This is a genomic window from Flavobacterium sp. FG139, from assembly GCF_057809695.1.
Window position 1 is genome coordinate 67,374 of record NZ_JBMDKL010000013.1, and the last position, 16,780, is coordinate 84,153.

Genomic DNA, 16,780 nt, shown 5'->3' on the forward strand with positions numbered 1-16,780 from the left:
TCAAATTCGCAACCAATTAGAAAACAACTAGTTAAAAATTCATAAATAGCTGCTTTTTTATTTTAATTTTAATGATAATTCAAATATTTAGCTGAAAATCATTTAATTAGAATTTTAAATTAAGATTATTATTTTAACTTTTTTATTTGATTTTTGTTTGCTATGTCAGAAATAAGTATATCTTTGACCATTATTAATTTTTTTACATTACAAAATGCGCACAGGTACAGTTAAATTTTTCAATGAGTCAAAAGGTTACGGATTCATTACAGATGATGAAAATGGAAAAGACATTTTCGTTCACGCAACAGGTATTAAAGCTGAATCACTAAATGAAGGTGACAAAGTTTCTTACGAAGAAGAAGAAGGAAGAAAAGGTAAAGTTGCAGCTCAAGTAGCTGTTATCGAAGACTAATATATATTATTTTTTGGTTACCTCAATGGTCTAAACGTCCCGATAATATCGGGACGTTTTTTTATGCTTAATTCTTTTATTTAGAATTGGTTTAAATAGTTAGTTTTGAGTAATAAATAAGAAACGTTTCAGCTTTGATTTTTGTGAATTAAATATTGCAACGTATATTTGTGGCTATTTTATAAAAGTCTAAAATTTTAGGTATATGCAATCTACTCAACATGATTATTTACCAATCCTAATGCAGATGGGATTAGCCGTTGGATTTGTTGTCGCAACCATAATTGGTTCCAGCTTTTTAGGTCCGAAAAGACATTCCAAAAACAAAGACATTAACTTTGAGTGTGGAATTGAGTCCGTTGGAAATGCTCGTATTCCGTTCTCTGTAAAATATTTTCTAGTCGCTATTCTTTTCGTTCTTTTTGACGTCGAAGTAATTTTCTTATATCCTTGGGCGGTAAATTTTAAAGAATTAGGCGGTGACGGAATGATTAAAATGGTTATTTTTATGTTGTTACTCTTAGTGGGATTCTTCTACATTCTTAAGAAGAAAGCACTAGAATGGGAATAATACTTTAATTACTAATTATAAACTACGAATTATAAATGAGTGATTCAAAAATAAATATGGTTGCTCCACCAGAAGGAGTTACAGGTGAAGGATTCTTCGCTACCAAACTAAACGATGTAGTGGGTATGGCTCGTGCAAATTCACTTTGGCCGTTACCTTTTGCTACCTCTTGTTGCGGAATCGAATTCATGGCTACTATGGCATCTCATTATGACTTAGCGCGTTTTGGATCTGAGCGTGTGAGTTTTTCTCCTCGCCAAGCCGACATGTTAATGGTAATGGGAACTATTTCTAAAAAAATGGCCCCTATTTTACGTCAAGTATACGAACAAATGTCGGAGCCTCGTTGGGTAATTGCTGTTGGAGCTTGTGCTTCATCAGGTGGTGTTTTCGATACCTACTCTGTTTTACAAGGAATTGACAAAGTAATTCCAGTTGACGTTTATGTACCGGGTTGCCCACCAAGACCAGAACAAATCGTAGACGGTGTAATGCAACTACAAGAATTGGTTCGAAACGAATCGGTTCGCAGAAGAAATTCGCCAGAATACAAAGAATTATTAGCTTCTTACAACCTATAATATGGCCTTAGAAACTGCTTACATACAAGAAAAACTATCCCAAAAATTCGGAAACAACGTTCTGAATTTTGAGATGAAAAGAGATATTTTCACCCTAGAGGCAACTCCAAATGTGATTCACGACGTTATCCGTTTTCTAAAAGAAGAAGAAGATTTAAACTTTCATTTCCTAACCGATTTAACTGGAATTCACTTTCCTGATAACGACGAAACACATCAATTTGCAGTGGTTTATCAAATGCACAATTGGGTGGAAAATGTGAGACTTAGAGTAAAAACTTTTTTACCAGAAAACCCAGAAACTGTAACCATTACCGATTTGTTTTTGTGTGCCAATTGGATGGAACGTGAAGCATGGGATTTCTTCGGAATTAATTTTATTGGACATCCACAATTGAAGCGAATTTTAAATATGGATGAAATGGTTTCTCATCCAATGCGCAAAGAATTTCCAATGGAAGACAGCGGAAGAACCGACAAAGACGACCGTTTCTTCGGAAGAACACCAGTTAATAATTAAATAATTCAACATTATAAATGTCAGATTTATTATTACCACCAGAGCATCGATATGCTAAAGTTATAGAGCAAACCCGAAATGAAGATGGAAGTGAATTTTCTATCTTAAATTTAGGACCAACACACCCAGCTACTCACGGTATTTTTCAAAATATTTTATTGATGGACGGTGAACGCATCCTTGATGCCGAACCAACTATTGGTTACATTCATCGTGCTTTCGAAAAAATTGCAGAAAACCGTCCGTTTTATCAAATCAATGTGTTAACTGATCGTATGAATTATTGTTCATCACCTATTAACAACATGGCGTGGTGGATGACTGTTGAGAAACTGTTAAACATTGAAGTGCCTAAAAGAGCTCAATATTTAAGGGTTATCGTAATGGAATTGGCACGTATTACAGACCATCTAATCTGTAATTCGATTTTAGGTGTTGATACTGGAGCCTATACAGGTTTCTTGTATGTGTTCCAATTTAGAGAAAAAGTATACGAGATTTACGAAGAAATTTGTGGTGCTCGTTTAACCACTAATATGGGTAGAATCGGCGGTTTCGAAAGAGAATGGTCGGAAGAAGCCTTTAAAAAATTAGACGTTTTCTTAACTGATTTCCCTGTAGCTTGGAAAGAATTTGAAAATCTTTTTGAAAGAAACAGAATCTTTATTGATAGAACTGTGAATGTTGGTGGAATTACTGCAGAAAGCGCTATGCAATACGGATTAACAGGTCCAAATTTACGTGCTGCTGGAATTGATTATGACGTTAGAAAAGCGGCTCCATATTCTTCTTATGAAGATTTTGAATTTGACGTTCCTGTAGGAAAATCAGGGGATACATACGATCGTTTTTGCGTTCGTAATGCTGAAGTTTGGGAAAGTTTAAGCATCATTAAGCAAGCTTTAGCCAAATTGCCAGAAGGACCAATTCATGCTGATGTTCCTGATTATTATTTACCTCCAAAAGAAGATGTTTACCACAACATGGAAAGCTTGATTTATCACTTCAAAATTGTGATGGGTGAAGTTCCTGTTCCAGTTGATGAAATTTATCATGCCGTTGAAGGTGGTAACGGAGAATTAGGATTTTATTTAACTACTGACGGAAGTAGAACGCCTTACCGATTAAAACTCAGAAGACCTTGTTTTATTTATTATCAAGCGTATACTGAAATGATTAAAGGCGGCATGTTATCCGATGCTATCGTTATATTATCAAGTTTAAATGTAATTGCAGGCGAATTAGACGCATAAAGATTTAAGAAAGAAGAATATAGATTTATGGCATTTTAGAAATAACGGATTCTCAAGGAAAACGTTTTAAATCATAAAATCCTAAATCTAAAATCTAAAATATAGAATGGAAAGATCACATATAAAACAAGAGATAAACATGACCGAATCATTGATGAACCGCATTAATGAATTAATTAGTCATTATCCAGAAGGCAAGCAAAAATCAGCTTTATTGCCTGTTTTGCACGAAGTTCAAGATGCTCACGATAATTGGTTGAGTATTGAATTGCAAAATAAAGTAGCCGAAATTCTTAACATTTTACCCATCGAAGTCTATGAAGTAGTGACGTTTTACACCATGTTCAACCAAAGACCCATTGGTAAATACATGTTCGAATTCTGTCAAACGTCGCCTTGTTGTCAAAATGGCGTAGAAGATTTGATGGATTACACCTGTTCAAAATTAGGTGTAAAAGTTGGCGAACCTACTGCCGACGGACAGTTTGAAGTTCGTGGTGTAGAATGTTTAGGTGCTTGCGGATATGCACCAATGATGCAGTTGGGTGATTTCTACCAAGAACATTTGACAAAAGAAAAAATTGATCAGTTAATTGCTGATTGTAACGACGGAAAAATCACTTTACACGATAAATAATATCATGGGAAGAAAAATATTATTAGACAAAATCAATGTTCCAGGCATTAAAACCTATGAAGTATACCGTCGTGAAGGTGGCTATGCTTCGGTAGAAAAAGCCTTGAAGAAAATGACTCCAGACGAAGTAGTAGAAGAAGTAAAAACTTCGGGACTTCGCGGCCGTGGTGGCGCAGGTTTTCCTGCTGGTATGAAATGGAGTTTTATCGATAAAAAGTCGGGCAACCCAAGACATTTGGTATGCAATGCCGACGAATCGGAACCAGGAACGTTTAAAGACCGTTACTTGATGGAGTACATTCCACACCTTTTAATTGAAGGAATGATTACATCCAGTTATGCACTTGGTGCCAACTTATCCTACATCTACATCCGTGGAGAATACATGTGGGTCTATAAAATTTTAGAAAAAGCCATCGCCGAAGCTAAAGCTGCTGGTTGGTTAGGTAAAAATATTTTAGGTTCGGGTTACGATTTGGATTTGTATGTTCAAATTGGTGGCGGAGCTTACATCTGTGGAGAAGAAACGGCTTTAATTGAATCTTTAGAAGGAAATCGTGGAAATCCAAGATTGAAACCACCATTTCCTGCGGTTAAAGGATTGTGGCAAAACCCAACGGTTGTAAATAACGTAGAAACCATTTCGGCGGTGCCTTGGATTATCAATAATTCGGGTGCAGATTATGCCGGAATCGGTATTGGTCGTTCGACTGGAACCAAATTAATTTCGGCTTCTGGAAATATTAAAAACCAAGGCGTTTACGAAATTGAATTGGGGTTGTCTGTATACGAATTCATGAATTCAGATGAATATTGTGGTGGAATGCAAACCGACAGACCTTTAAAAGCATTAGTGCCTGGAGGAAGTTCGGTGCCAATTTTGCCAGCTAACTTAATTTACAAAACCGCTGCAGGTGAAGACCGATTAATGTCGTACGAAAGTTTATCCGATGGTGGATTTGCTACCGGTTCGATGTTGGGTTCAGGTGGATTTATTGTGTATGATGATCGAGCTTGTATTGTTCGCAACACATGGAATTTTGCTCGTTTCTACCATCATGAATCTTGCGGTCAATGTACTCCATGCCGTGAAGGGACAGGTTGGTTAGAAAAAGTATTGTGGCGAATTGAAAACGGTCAAGGTCGCGAAGAAGACATTGAACTGTTATGGAGCATCCAATCAAAAATTGAAGGAAATACGATTTGTCCTTTAGGCGATGCGGCTTCATGGCCAGTAGCAGCAGCTATTCGTCACTTTAAAGACGAGTTTGAATACCACATTCGTTTTCCAGAAAAAGTAAAAAATAGAGATCACTTTGTTGCTGAACCTTTTGAAAAGGTGAAACATTTAGTGTCGAAACAAGAAATATAAAAATGGCTATAAGCCGTAAGCTATATGCCGTAAGCCCTAAAAAGTTTATGCTTAAAGCCTAAAGCTTAAAGCCTAGAGCTTAAAAATATGAAAGTAACCATAGACGGTCAAGAAATTGAAGTAGCACCAGGAACAACCATCCTGCAAGCGGCTCGTATGATTGGTGGAGAATCTGTTCCGCCAGCCATGTGTTATTATTCTAAACTAAAAGGAACGGGCGGTAAATGCCGTTGCTGCTTGGTTGACGTTACCAAAGGAAGTGAAGCTGATCCTCGTCCGATGCCAAAACTAGTTGCCTCTTGTGTAACAGGTTGTCAAGACGGCATGGAAGTAGCCAGCAAATCTTCTGAAAGAGTAACTGAAGCGCGCAAAGCGGTAACCGAATTTCTTTTAATCAATCACCCATTAGATTGTCCAGTTTGTGACCAAGCAGGCGAATGTGATTTGCAAAATTTAAGTTTCGAACACGGAAAGTCGCAAACACGATTTATCGAAGAGAAAAGAACGTTTGAACCTGAAAACATTGGAGACAAAATTCAATTACACATGAACCGTTGCATTGTTTGTCAACGTTGTGTAGAAGTTGCCGATCAATTAACAGATAAAAGAGTTCACGGTGTATTGAATCGCGGTGATCATTCTCAAATTTCAACCTGTATTTCTGCAGCCATCGACAACGAATTTTCTGGAAACATGATCGACGTTTGTCCCGTTGGTGCTTTAACCGATAAAACGTTTAGATTCAAATCAAGAGTTTGGTTCAACAAACCTTTCAATGCGCACAGAGAATGTACTACGCCAGGATGTTGTGGAAAAACAACCCTTTGGATGTTTGGGAACGAAATTCAAAGAGTCACCGCTCGTAAAGATGAATACCACGAAGTAGAAGATTTCATTTGTAATACGTGTCGTTTCGACAAAAAAGAAGTGAGTGACTGGGTTATTGAAGGACCGCGTAAATTTGAAAAAGACTCGGTTATCAACCAAAATAAAAAGTACAACACTACTGATAAAGTGGTTATTGAAACTGAAAAAGGAATTTTGATGGGTAGAGATATCGACCGTAAAAAAATCAGTATGGCCGAAATCGATTACAACGAAAAAATTGATGGTAATAAATTAGATACTAAGAACAATGGATAGTTTTATTATAGAAAAAGGTATTTTCATTGTAGTCATTTTTGCTTTTACTATGGTAATGGCAATGTATTCTACTTGGGCAGAACGTAAAGTAGCTGCTTTTCTTCAAGATCGTGTTGGACCCAATCGCGCCGGTTGGGGTGGTTTATTACAACCTCTTGCAGATGGTATGAAACTTTTTGCAAAAGAAGAATTTGAACCTAATACACCAAACAAATTTTTATTTTTTGTTGGACCAGCAATCGCAATGAGTGCCGCTTTAATGACCAGTGCGGTAATTCCTTGGGGTGATAAATTACACATTTTTGGAAAAGATGTCATTCTTCAAGCTACCGATACCGATAGTGCTTTATTGTATATTTTCGCCGTAGTTTCTATTGGAGTTTACGGAATTATGATTGGTGGATGGGCTTCAAACAACAAGTTCTCTTTAATGGGAGCTGTTCGTGCCGCTTCGCAAATGGTTTCATACGAAGTTGCGATGGGATTATCGATGATTGCTTTATTGATGATGACGGGTACTTTAAGTTTGAAAGAAATATCGGTGCAACAACACGGTTTTCATTGGAACGTGTTTTACCAACCTTTATCGTTCTTAATCTTTTTAATTTGTGCCTTTGCCGAAACGAATAGAACCCCTTTCGATTTAGCAGAATGTGAATCCGAATTAATCGGTGGTTATCATACCGAATATTCTTCCATGAAAATGGGATTCTATTTGTTTGCCGAATATGCTAATATGTTTATCTCAGCAACTATCATTTCAATTTTGTTCTTCGGTGGTTATAACTATCCTGGCATGGGTTGGGCTGTAGAACATTGGGGCGTAAACATCGCCAACGTTATTGGTATGGGTGCCTTGTTTATAAAACTGTGTTTCTTCATCTTTTTCTTTATGTGGATCAGATGGACGATACCAAGATTTAGATACGATCAATTGATGAATTTGGGATGGAAAATCTTAATTCCACTTTCAATCGCCAATATTATTATAACCGGAATTTGCATTTTAGCTTTTAAATAAGATACAGCAATTATGTCAACAGCAATACAAAGTATATCATTATCAGGTAAGAAAAAACAGGTTTCCAATAAGGAAATGACGTTTTTAGAAAGATTATACCTGATTACCATCGTAAAAGGTTTGTGGATTACCATCAAACACTTTTTTAGAAAAAAAGCAACCATTCATTATCCAGAACAAGTTCGTGCTTTCAGTCCAGTATATCGTGGCAGACACATGTTAAAGCGCGATGAACAAGGTAGAGAAAACTGTACGGCTTGTGGTTTGTGTGCCTTATCATGTCCGGCAGAAGCCATCACCATGAAAGCTGCCGAACGCAAACCGGGAGAAGAAAAATTGTACCGAGAAGAAAAATATGCCGAAATCTACGAAATCAACATGTTGCGTTGTATTTTCTGTGGATTGTGTGAAGAAGCGTGTCCAAAAGATGCCATTTACCTAACTATTTCAAAAGAGTTAGTTCCGGCACAATACGATAGAGAAGATTTTATCTTCGGCAAAGACAAATTGGTAATGCCACTAGAAATGGCAATGGCAAACACTAAAAATCTAAATTAATCATGGCACCAGTACTTATATTATTTTACGTTTTAGCGGCGCTTACTTTGTCTACGGCTTTTTTGACCATTTACAGTAAAAACCCTATTCATAGTGCTATTTATTTAGTGATCTGTTTTTTCTCAATTGCTGGACATTATTTGTTGTTCAATGCGCAATTCTTAGCCATTGTTCACATTATTGTTTATGCTGGAGCCATCATGGTTTTGTTCCTATTTACCATCATGTTGATGAATTTGAACAAAGAAGACGAAGTGCATAAACCACGTATTACAAGACTTGGAGCGATTACTGTATTAGTATTGCTTTCCACAGTTTTAATGGTGTTGTTTAGAAATTCGAAACCGTTCTTTGGAGATTATGCTCCCATTGAAGGCGACTTTCAATCAATTAAAAAATTAGGAACCGTGTTGTTAGATGGAAAAAATGGATTTATGGTTCCGTTTGAGTTTGCTTCAATTTTGCTTTTAGTAGCAATGATTGGCGCGGTATTATTGTCTAAAAAAGAAAAACAAGGAAAGTAATATGAACAATATTTTAAATCAAATAGGTATAGAAAATTATATTTTTCTTTCGATATTACTCTTTTGTATTGGAGTGTTCGGAGTATTATACAGACGAAATGCCATCATCGTATTCATGTCGATAGAAATTATGCTAAATGCAGTAAACTTATTGTTTGTAGCCTTTTCAACCTACCATCAAGATGCTAAAGGACAAGTTTTTGTATTCTTTTCGATGGCGGTTGCTGCGGCAGAAGTTGCGGTAGGTTTAGCACTATTAGTTTCTGTGTTCCGAAATATCGGTTCGGTAGACATCTCAAATTTAAAAAACTTAAAAGGATAATCCCTAATGGAGAATAGTTTAGTTTTACTCTTATTATTAACCCCATTTGTTGGGTTCTTATTCAATGTTTTCTTAGGAAAGAAAGCAGGAAAAACAATTTCAGGTGCCATTGGAACAATTGCAGTAGCAGTTTCATTTGTGGTAAGTGTGTACTTTTTCATGCAATTAAATCAAACTGGAAAACCTCTTTCATTCAAATTGTTTGATTGGATTCAAATCGGAAAACTTAAAGTTGATTTCGGAATTTTATTAGATCAATTATCATTATTATGGTTATTATTCGTAACCGGAATTGGTTCGTTGATTCACTTATATTCCATCAGCTACATGCACGAAGATGACAATATGCACAAATTTTTTGCGTATTTGAATTTGTTCGTGTTCTTCATGATTACCTTGGTAGTAGGAAGCAACTTATTAGTAATGTTTATCGGATGGGAAGGCGTTGGTCTTTGCTCCTATTTACTTATCGGATTTTGGTATAAGAATCAAGACTATAACGATGCTGCTAAAAAAGCATTCATCATGAACCGTATTGGAGATTTAGGTTTCTTGATTGGAATTTTTATTTTGGCTTACACCTTTAATACACTTGATTATTTAAAATTAGGTCATTCAATAGTACAATTTCATAATTTACCAATGCCAAATGGTGTAGATGCTTGGCCTTTATTGTCGTTAGCCGCTTTATGCCTATTCATAGGAGCAACTGGTAAATCAGCACAATTACCACTATACACTTGGTTACCAGATGCGATGGCGGGTCCAACTCCAGTTTCTGCATTGATTCATGCGGCAACCATGGTAACAGCTGGTATCTTTATGATCACTCGAATGAACTTCTTATTTGATCTAACGCCTGAAGTACAAAACATCATTGCTGTAGTGGGAGCAATCACTGCTGTAGTAGCTGCTTCCATCGGATTACTTCAAAACGACATTAAAAAAGTATTGGCTTACTCAACGGTATCGCAATTAGGACTAATGTTTTTAGCTCTAGGATTAGGTGCTTATAATGTTGCTGTTTTCCACGTAATTACTCATGCCTTCTTTAAAGCGTGTTTGTTCTTGGGTTCAGGTTCGGTGATTCATGCGTTACACGGTGAACAAGATATGCGTAAAATGGGTGGTTTACGAAAAGTAATGCCCATCACTTTTGCAACTATGTTAATTTCAACATTAGCCATTGCAGGTATTTTTCCATTCGCAGGATTCTGGTCAAAAGACGAAATCTTAATGGTAGCTTTTGAGCATAACAAAGTGTTGTGGATTGTAGGTTCAATTGCATCCATCATGACAGCGTTCTATATGTTTAGATTGATGTATTTGACGTTCTTTAGAGACTTTAGAGGTACCGAAAAACAAAAACACCATTTACACGAGAGTCCGAAATTAATAACGTTGCCTTTAATTATTTTAGCAGCATTAGCTACTATTGGTGGTTTAATCAATTTGCCAAAACCTATCGGAAATGGTTGGTTGAATCATTTCTTAGAACCAATATTATCTACAAAACACAAAGAAGAAAGTATTTTTGAAGGGAATGCCCTAATGTTAATGGGAATTGCTTTAACTGGTGCTATTATTGGAATTGTTTGGGCGTATTCTAAATACATCAAACAAGGATATGTGCCTAAAGAAGATGCCGATATTACTGGTTTCTCTAAAACGATTTACAACAAATATTACGTTGATGAAGTATATACCGCATTAATTGTAAAACCAATAAATGCGCTTTCTAATTTCTTCAGAACTACATTGGAACCTGCTTTAGGAAATGTAGTATATGGATTTGGATCGGCAGCAAACGGACTTAGCAATTTGGGTAAATCGTTACAATCTGGTAGTATTGGATTGTACTTGTTTGCCTTTGTTATTGGAGTTTTGGCATTAGTTAGTTATTTATTTTTAGCGCAATAATTTTAAGAAAATGAACGTATCACTTATATTAATTATCCTTTTAATTGGTGCATTGGCAACTTTCCTTTCAGGAGATAAATTTGCTTCTAAAGTGGCTTTATTATTCAGTTTGGCAGCTTTAGGTTGTGCATCGGTATTGGTAAATCACTTTTTGGGCGGAATAGATATCAGCTTAAACAATCCGTGGATTTTACAACCCAATGTCTCGTTTGCTTTAAAAGCAGACGGACTTTCATTGGCCATGGTATTATTGACGGCTTCCCTAACACCAATCATTATCTTTTCTGGTTTCGGAAACCATTTTGAGAAATCGAAAAACTTTTATGCGTTAGTATTGTTCATGGCATTTGCAATGACTGGAACTTTCCTTGCTGCAGACGGTTTATTATATTACATTTTCTGGGAATTGGCTTTAATTCCAATCTATTTTATTGCTTTAGTTTGGGGTAATGGTGATGCAGAAGAACGCAAAAAAGCAGTAGTAAAATTCTTCATCTACACTTTAGGTGGTTCGTTATTTATGTTGGTGGCTTTTGCCTATTTATATACCAAAGCAGGAAGCTTTTTATTAACCGATTTAACCAAATTAAATTTATCAGCTACAGAACAAACATGGATATTCTTCGCATTCTTTTTAGCTTATGCAATTAAAATCCCAATTATACCATTCCACACTTGGCAAGCAAAAGTGTACCAAAAAGCACCAACCATCGGAACGATGCTTTTATCAGGTATCATGCTAAAAATGGGATTGTACAGCGTGATTCGTTGGCAATTACCTATCGCACCTTTAGCAGCTAAAACCTACATGCCTATCTTAATCGGGTTGAGTATTGCAGGCGTTATCTATGGTTCGATTGTAGCCTTACGTCAAAAAGATTTGAAAAAATTATTAGCCTATTCGTCGCTAGCACACGTTGGGTTGATTGCAGCAGGATGTTATACACTAACAGCAGATGGTTTAAGCGGTGCGGTTTCGCAAATGATTGCTCACGGTTTTGTTATCGTCGGATTGTTCTTTGCTGCGGAGGTAATTTTCAGACGTTTTGGAACCTATAAAATAGACGAACTAGGCGGCATTCGTACACAAGCTTCTAAATTCACTTCAATGTTTATGATTTTGGTATTAGCTTCTGTAGCTTTACCAGGAACATTTAACTTCGTGGGAGAATTTACCGTATTGTACAGTTTGTCTCAAGTAAATATCTGGTTTGCCGTGCTTGGTGGAACAACCATTATTTTAGGGGCTTATTATATGTTGAAAATGTTTCAAAATGTAATGCTTGGAGAAACCAATACTAAAGTTTTTGCTGATGTAACCACTAGCGAAGCTATCGTTTTTGTAATTCTAATTGCCTTTTTATTGTTTTACGGATTGTATCCAAAACCAATAGTTGACTTGGTAAGCCCAAGCATCAAAGAAATTTTAACTCAAATTAATAGATTTAACTAATCATAAATGAATACATTAATAGCCATATCAGCACTTGGTGTTTTTTGCTTAATCGCTGAAATCTTTAATTTAAGAAAAGCTCTTGTTCCCATAACAATTCTAGGATTGTTAGGAATTCTTGGGTCAACACTACACCTCTATTCTATCGCAGAATTGAGTAGTGATTACAACAACATGATTTTTGCCGATAAATATGCCGATGCTTTTTCATCGCTGTTTATTTTGCTAACCATTTTCTTGGTGGCGATGAGTCATGATGTGTATAAAGAACATCAAACCAAAATTTCCGACTATGTAGCCATCAAAGTATTTCTTTTGGCTGGAGCCGTTGCCATGGTTTCATTTGCTAACTTATCAATGTATTTCTTAGGAATTGAAACGCTTTCTATTGCATTATACATTTTAGCAGGAAGCAGCCGTTTAAACATTAAAAGTAACGAAGCCGGTATGAAGTATTTCTTAATGGGTTCCTTCGCTTCTGGATTTATTTTATTCGGAATTTGCTTGATTTACGGAACTTTTGGAACTTTCGATTTAAAAGAAATTACCGAGTTTTCGGGTGCTTTAGACAAAGCAGTTTGGTTCTCTATTGGCGTTTCTTTAATCACCATCGGAATGTTGTTTAAAATAGCTGCTGTACCATTTCATTTTTGGGCTCCAGACGTATATGAAGGCGCACCGTCTTTGGTTACTGCTACGATGAGTACGTTAGCTAAAGTAGTTGCTTTTGCTTCATTATACAAACTGTTGGCTGCGATGAACTTGTTCCCAACCATTCAATTCCAAAATATTATTGTAGTCATTTCGATTCTTTCGATGACGGTTGGAAATATTATGGCGTTGCGTCAACAAAATGTAAAACGTATGTTGGCCTTTTCGGGTATTTCTCACGCGGGATTTATGCTGATGACGGTATTGAGTATTGCTAATGCTGCTGGAAATTTATTATACTACACTTTTGCGTATGCTTTAGCGGGTATCGCTGCCTTTGCAGTGGTGATAAGCGTTACTAAAGGCAAAGGAAACGAAGATGTTACCAACTTTAACGGATTAGGAAAAACCAATCCGTTGATGGCTGCTGTGTTGACCATGTCGCTGTTGTCGATGGCGGGTATTCCAATTTTTGCTGGATTCTTTGCGAAATTTAATTTGTTTACACAAACTATTCAAGCAGGGTATTTAGTGGTTGTTATTGCTGGAGTCATCAACTCGATTATTAGCGTGGGGTATTATTTCAAATTGATTTTGGCGATGTACACTAAAGAACCAGCTGCCGAAAAACAAGCAACACCTTTTGTATATTATGCTGTAGGTGTGGTCGCTATTGTATTGAATATTGCTATTGGATTGTATCCAACCGTAATCGGTAATTTATTGAAATAAATTTCTAACCTATCATTATACTGAAAACCATCAAAAGTTATTTTGGTGGTTTTTTGTTTGGTACTAACATGTTAATTGCTCGTATTAAAACGTCAGTTCGAGTGTTTTTTGTGCAGTAAAACGAAACAAAAAAAGTATCGAGAACCGTTTTTAATGAAAATTTCTTGTTCTCGATACTATATTCTATCGAAAATCACTCGAACTGACGAAAATTTATCATTAAAAACTTAGTGACCTAAGGGGTTTATTCTACTGATTTCACAAAAGACGCTTACACCCTAGCCCTGATTGCAGTGGCATCCCGAAGCTTCGGGATAGAACGGAAAGCAGGAATACCGAAACCAAAAAAAGCCCAAACCATTCGCTTCAAATAATTATCAACAAGTACCAAAATTAACATCTGTATAAAGTGCTATTTTGTAAATTTACGAGATGTATGCTTTAGTCGATTGTAATAATTTTTATGCTTCGTGCGAACGTGTTTTCCAGCCTCAATTGAATGGAAAACCGATTGTTATTTTGTCAAACAACGACGGTTGTATCATTTCCAGAAGTGATGAAGTTAAAGCGTTGGGCATTCCGATGGGTGGTCCCGAATTTAAAGTTAGACAAGAATTAAAGCAAAAAGGCGTTCGTGTCTTTTCTTCCAATTATGCGCTCTATGGCGATTTGAGCAGTCGGGTCATGAAAATTTTAGAAGGCTTTACACCGCATGTGGAAGTGTACAGTATTGATGAAGCGTTTCTGAACTTTGACGGTATGAAAATCGATGATTATCAAAACTACGGTATTCAGATGAAAAAGCGCATCATGAAATGGTTGAGTATTCCGGTATCAGTTGGTTTTGCACCCACCAAAGCGTTATCCAAAGTGGCGAATAAGATTGCCCGAAAATTCCCAGAACGCACCCAAGGTTCGTATGTGATTGACACCGAAGAAAAGCGCATCAAAGCTTTGAAATGGACCAAAATTGAAGACGTTTGGGGCATTGGCTTTCGCTTGACAAAAAAGATGCAAGCGAAAAATATTTTAACCGCTTATGATTTTACGCTACCACACAACGAGGTTTTTATTAAAAAAGAGATGGGCGTCGTGGGCATGCGATTGCGAATGGAATTGTTGGGCGAATCGGTGTTGGAAATGGAAGAACCTAAAGATAAAAAGAACATTGCCATTACGCGAAGTTTTGATGGTAACATCACTACGTTTGATGAAATGAAAGAACGCGTTTCGACGTTTGCGACGGTTTGTGCCGAGAAATTACGCAAACAAAATTCGTGTTGCTATGGCGTGATTTTATACTTGCGAAAAGACAAATACAAAATAGAAAAACAGCGTTACAATTTTTATAAAATGGAAACCTTGCCTTATGCCAGCAATTCGAATATCACCTTAAGTAATTTAGCAGTAAAAATGCTGAAAGAGCTTTTTGAAGAAGGTGAAATCTATAAAAAAGCTGGTGTGATTGTGACACAGATTATTCCGCAAGATCAAAAACAATTTCATTTATTTGAAGAAGAAAATCCGAAACATCAAAAGCTAATGAAAGTGATTGATGATTTTCATAAAAAAACAGGCGAACGAAAAATTCGACTCGGGAATCAAGATTTACAACGTACTTGGAAAATGAAACAAGAGCACTTATCGCCCAAATATACTACTGATATAAAAGATATTTTTACCGTAAAATGCAATTGAAAAACAACATAACCTTCTTTCTACCCGACTTGGAAAATACTTTTGAGCTTCCGTTCATTTCGAGCGGTATCAAAGCTGGTTTTCCATCGCCAGCAGCCGATTTTGATGAAACGAAAATTAGTTTAGATCATGTTTTAGTAAAAAATCGAGAAGCTACCTTTTATGCCAAAGCATCAGGAACCTCAATGATTGGTGCCGGGATTGATGATGGTGATATTTTGGTCATCGATCGAAGTGTAGAGCCTCAAAACAACAAAGTGGCGGTGTGTTATATCGATGGTGAATTTACCGTAAAACGCATCAAAATTGAAAAAGAGTGTGTGTATTTAATGCCTGAAAATAAAGAATTCCAACCGATAAAAGTCACCAGTGAAAATGAATTAATCATTTGGGGAATAGTAACTTATGTTGTTAAAAGTGTATAAAAAAACCTCCCATTGCTGAGAGGTTTAGTACACATTTTAGACAAAATATCTAACCAATTACTCATAGATATTGAGGCTTTTTCCAGTTTTATAAATGCGTTAACTTAAATCACTAATTCTGATGTAACACATATTTCTTTATTATATATTTTGTCACAGGACGCAAAGCTTTACCTGTTTCAGGGTGAATACCATGTGTGTTGAAAAATTCGGTGTTTGCTCCCACTTTACAATACCAAATAACAGCCTTCCCTTCTCTAAAAAAAGTAGTGGTATCACAAACGGCTATCTGTTTTAATTTTAAAACTTCTTTCCTAACTGGCTCAATCGAAGCCAAACCCCCTATTCCTTGCACATCACAATGCACTACTTCATAATGATCGCCTTGCCATTGCATGCATTCTTTCTGTTTGAAAATGGTCTGTTTAATTCCTATGGAACTTAAAACCACTAGTAATCCAATCCCTACTCTTTTCTTTAATCTTTTGCGTAAATCTCCAACAGGTGTATTTCTATCAGAAACCCTTAATTTTTCACTCTCCTCTTTTATTATTTCTTCAGAACCTTTATCAATAATTTCACTTTCGACATATTCAAAACCCATTTTAGCAAACTTCTTAAAAGGTCTTGGATTAAAATCTACTAATACAGCCGCAATATTTATTCCTTCATAATCAACCAAATCGGTTTCTCCTTTTAAAAAATTTTCAATAGGTCTAAACTTATCTGTAGCTGCTTGTAATCTATTCTTACTACTTGAATTAAATTCAAAACCCAAAAAGATTTCAAAACTTTTTAAATCATCAACATTATTATTGTTTTTAAACCGTTCCAAACACAACTGACGCAACTTCGCTCTTGAAGGAACAATCAAAAAACTTGAATATTCTTTGTCTTTTTCTGCTTCAAATTTTACCCGTATTGCTTTCTTATAAGCATCAAGGGCATCTTGTCTTGTAGTCATATTAGGAATTTTTAGGAATA

Annotated in this window: 18 protein-coding genes; 17 read left to right on the forward strand and 1 reads right to left on the reverse strand. The window is 36.1% G+C overall.

The annotated features are described in order from the left end of the window. The first annotated feature begins 214 nt into the window (after positions 1 to 214). From ACODSI_RS11845 to ACODSI_RS11925, 17 genes are all read left to right on the forward strand, one after another. Complete coding sequence (locus tag ACODSI_RS11845) at positions 215 to 415, forward strand: cold-shock protein (protein ID WP_395045125.1); 201 nt, start codon at positions 215 to 217, stop codon at positions 413 to 415. A gap of 205 nt (positions 416 to 620) precedes the next feature. Next, positions 621 to 986 (forward strand): NADH-quinone oxidoreductase subunit A, encoded by a 366-nt coding sequence (locus ACODSI_RS11850; RefSeq protein ID WP_488917064.1) that lies wholly within the window; start codon positions 621 to 623, stop codon positions 984 to 986. A 35-nt stretch (positions 987 to 1,021) separates the two neighbouring features. After that, complete coding sequence (locus ACODSI_RS11855; RefSeq protein ID WP_488917065.1) at positions 1,022 to 1,567, forward strand: NADH-quinone oxidoreductase subunit B; 546 nt, start codon at positions 1,022 to 1,024, stop codon at positions 1,565 to 1,567. A gap of 1 nt (position 1,568) precedes the next feature. After that, positions 1,569 to 2,087 carry an NADH-quinone oxidoreductase subunit C gene (locus ACODSI_RS11860; RefSeq protein WP_488917066.1) on the forward strand — a complete coding sequence of 173 codons (519 nt, stop codon included), beginning with the start codon at positions 1,569 to 1,571 and terminating at the stop codon, positions 2,085 to 2,087. 17 nt (positions 2,088 to 2,104) lie between these two features. Then, on the forward strand, positions 2,105 to 3,340 hold the full coding sequence (locus ACODSI_RS11865; protein WP_488917067.1) for an NADH-quinone oxidoreductase subunit D: 1,236 nt from the start codon (positions 2,105 to 2,107) through the stop codon (positions 3,338 to 3,340). 106 nt (positions 3,341 to 3,446) lie between these two features. Next, positions 3,447 to 3,977, forward strand: a complete 531-nt coding sequence (locus ACODSI_RS11870; RefSeq protein WP_488917068.1) for a complex I 24 kDa subunit family protein — start codon at positions 3,447 to 3,449, stop codon at positions 3,975 to 3,977. Positions 3,978 to 3,981: 4 nt separating this feature from the next. Next, a complete protein-coding gene (nuoF, locus tag ACODSI_RS11875; RefSeq protein ID WP_488917069.1) occupies positions 3,982 to 5,349 on the forward strand; it encodes an NADH-quinone oxidoreductase subunit NuoF in 1,368 nt (455 codons plus the stop codon). 87 nt (positions 5,350 to 5,436) lie between these two features. After that, positions 5,437 to 6,492 carry an NADH-quinone oxidoreductase subunit G gene (locus ACODSI_RS11880; protein ID WP_488917070.1) on the forward strand — a complete coding sequence of 352 codons (1,056 nt, stop codon included), beginning with the start codon at positions 5,437 to 5,439 and terminating at the stop codon, positions 6,490 to 6,492. Then, positions 6,485 to 7,513: an NADH-quinone oxidoreductase subunit NuoH gene (nuoH, locus tag ACODSI_RS11885; protein ID WP_488917071.1), complete on the forward strand. Its 1,029-nt coding sequence runs from the start codon at positions 6,485 to 6,487 to the stop codon at positions 7,511 to 7,513. Before ACODSI_RS11880 ends, nuoH begins: the two co-directional genes overlap by 8 nt. Before the next feature lie 12 nt (positions 7,514 to 7,525). Beyond that, entirely contained in the window at positions 7,526 to 8,071 is a 546-nt protein-coding gene (locus ACODSI_RS11890) for a NuoI/complex I 23 kDa subunit family protein (protein WP_488917072.1), read from the forward strand. A 2-nt stretch (positions 8,072 to 8,073) separates the two neighbouring features. After that, positions 8,074 to 8,595, forward strand: coding sequence for an NADH-quinone oxidoreductase subunit J family protein (locus ACODSI_RS11895; protein WP_488917073.1), 522 nt, complete (start codon positions 8,074 to 8,076; stop codon positions 8,593 to 8,595). A 1-nt stretch (position 8,596) separates the two neighbouring features. Further along, positions 8,597 to 8,917, forward strand: coding sequence for an NADH-quinone oxidoreductase subunit NuoK (gene nuoK / locus ACODSI_RS11900; protein WP_488917074.1), 321 nt, complete (start codon positions 8,597 to 8,599; stop codon positions 8,915 to 8,917). A gap of 6 nt (positions 8,918 to 8,923) precedes the next feature. Continuing rightward, positions 8,924 to 10,837, forward strand: coding sequence for an NADH-quinone oxidoreductase subunit L (gene nuoL / locus ACODSI_RS11905; RefSeq protein WP_488917075.1), 1,914 nt, complete (start codon positions 8,924 to 8,926; stop codon positions 10,835 to 10,837). A 10-nt stretch (positions 10,838 to 10,847) separates the two neighbouring features. Continuing rightward, complete coding sequence (locus ACODSI_RS11910) at positions 10,848 to 12,290, forward strand: complex I subunit 4 family protein (protein WP_488917076.1); 1,443 nt, start codon at positions 10,848 to 10,850, stop codon at positions 12,288 to 12,290. A gap of 6 nt (positions 12,291 to 12,296) precedes the next feature. Next, complete coding sequence (locus tag ACODSI_RS11915; RefSeq protein ID WP_488917077.1) at positions 12,297 to 13,673, forward strand: NADH-quinone oxidoreductase subunit N; 1,377 nt, start codon at positions 12,297 to 12,299, stop codon at positions 13,671 to 13,673. A 432-nt stretch (positions 13,674 to 14,105) separates the two neighbouring features. Next, positions 14,106 to 15,371, forward strand: coding sequence for a Y-family DNA polymerase (locus ACODSI_RS11920; RefSeq protein ID WP_488917078.1), 1,266 nt, complete (start codon positions 14,106 to 14,108; stop codon positions 15,369 to 15,371). After that, positions 15,362 to 15,796: a LexA family protein gene (locus tag ACODSI_RS11925; protein WP_488917079.1), complete on the forward strand. Its 435-nt coding sequence runs from the start codon at positions 15,362 to 15,364 to the stop codon at positions 15,794 to 15,796. Before ACODSI_RS11920 ends, ACODSI_RS11925 begins: the two co-directional genes overlap by 10 nt. Positions 15,797 to 15,908: 112 nt before the next feature. Here ACODSI_RS11925 and ACODSI_RS11930 read toward each other — a convergent pair whose 3' ends face one another. Then, complete coding sequence (locus ACODSI_RS11930; protein ID WP_488917080.1) at positions 15,909 to 16,760, reverse strand: hypothetical protein; 852 nt, start codon at positions 16,758 to 16,760, stop codon at positions 15,909 to 15,911. Between the last annotated feature and the right edge of the window lie 20 nt (positions 16,761 to 16,780).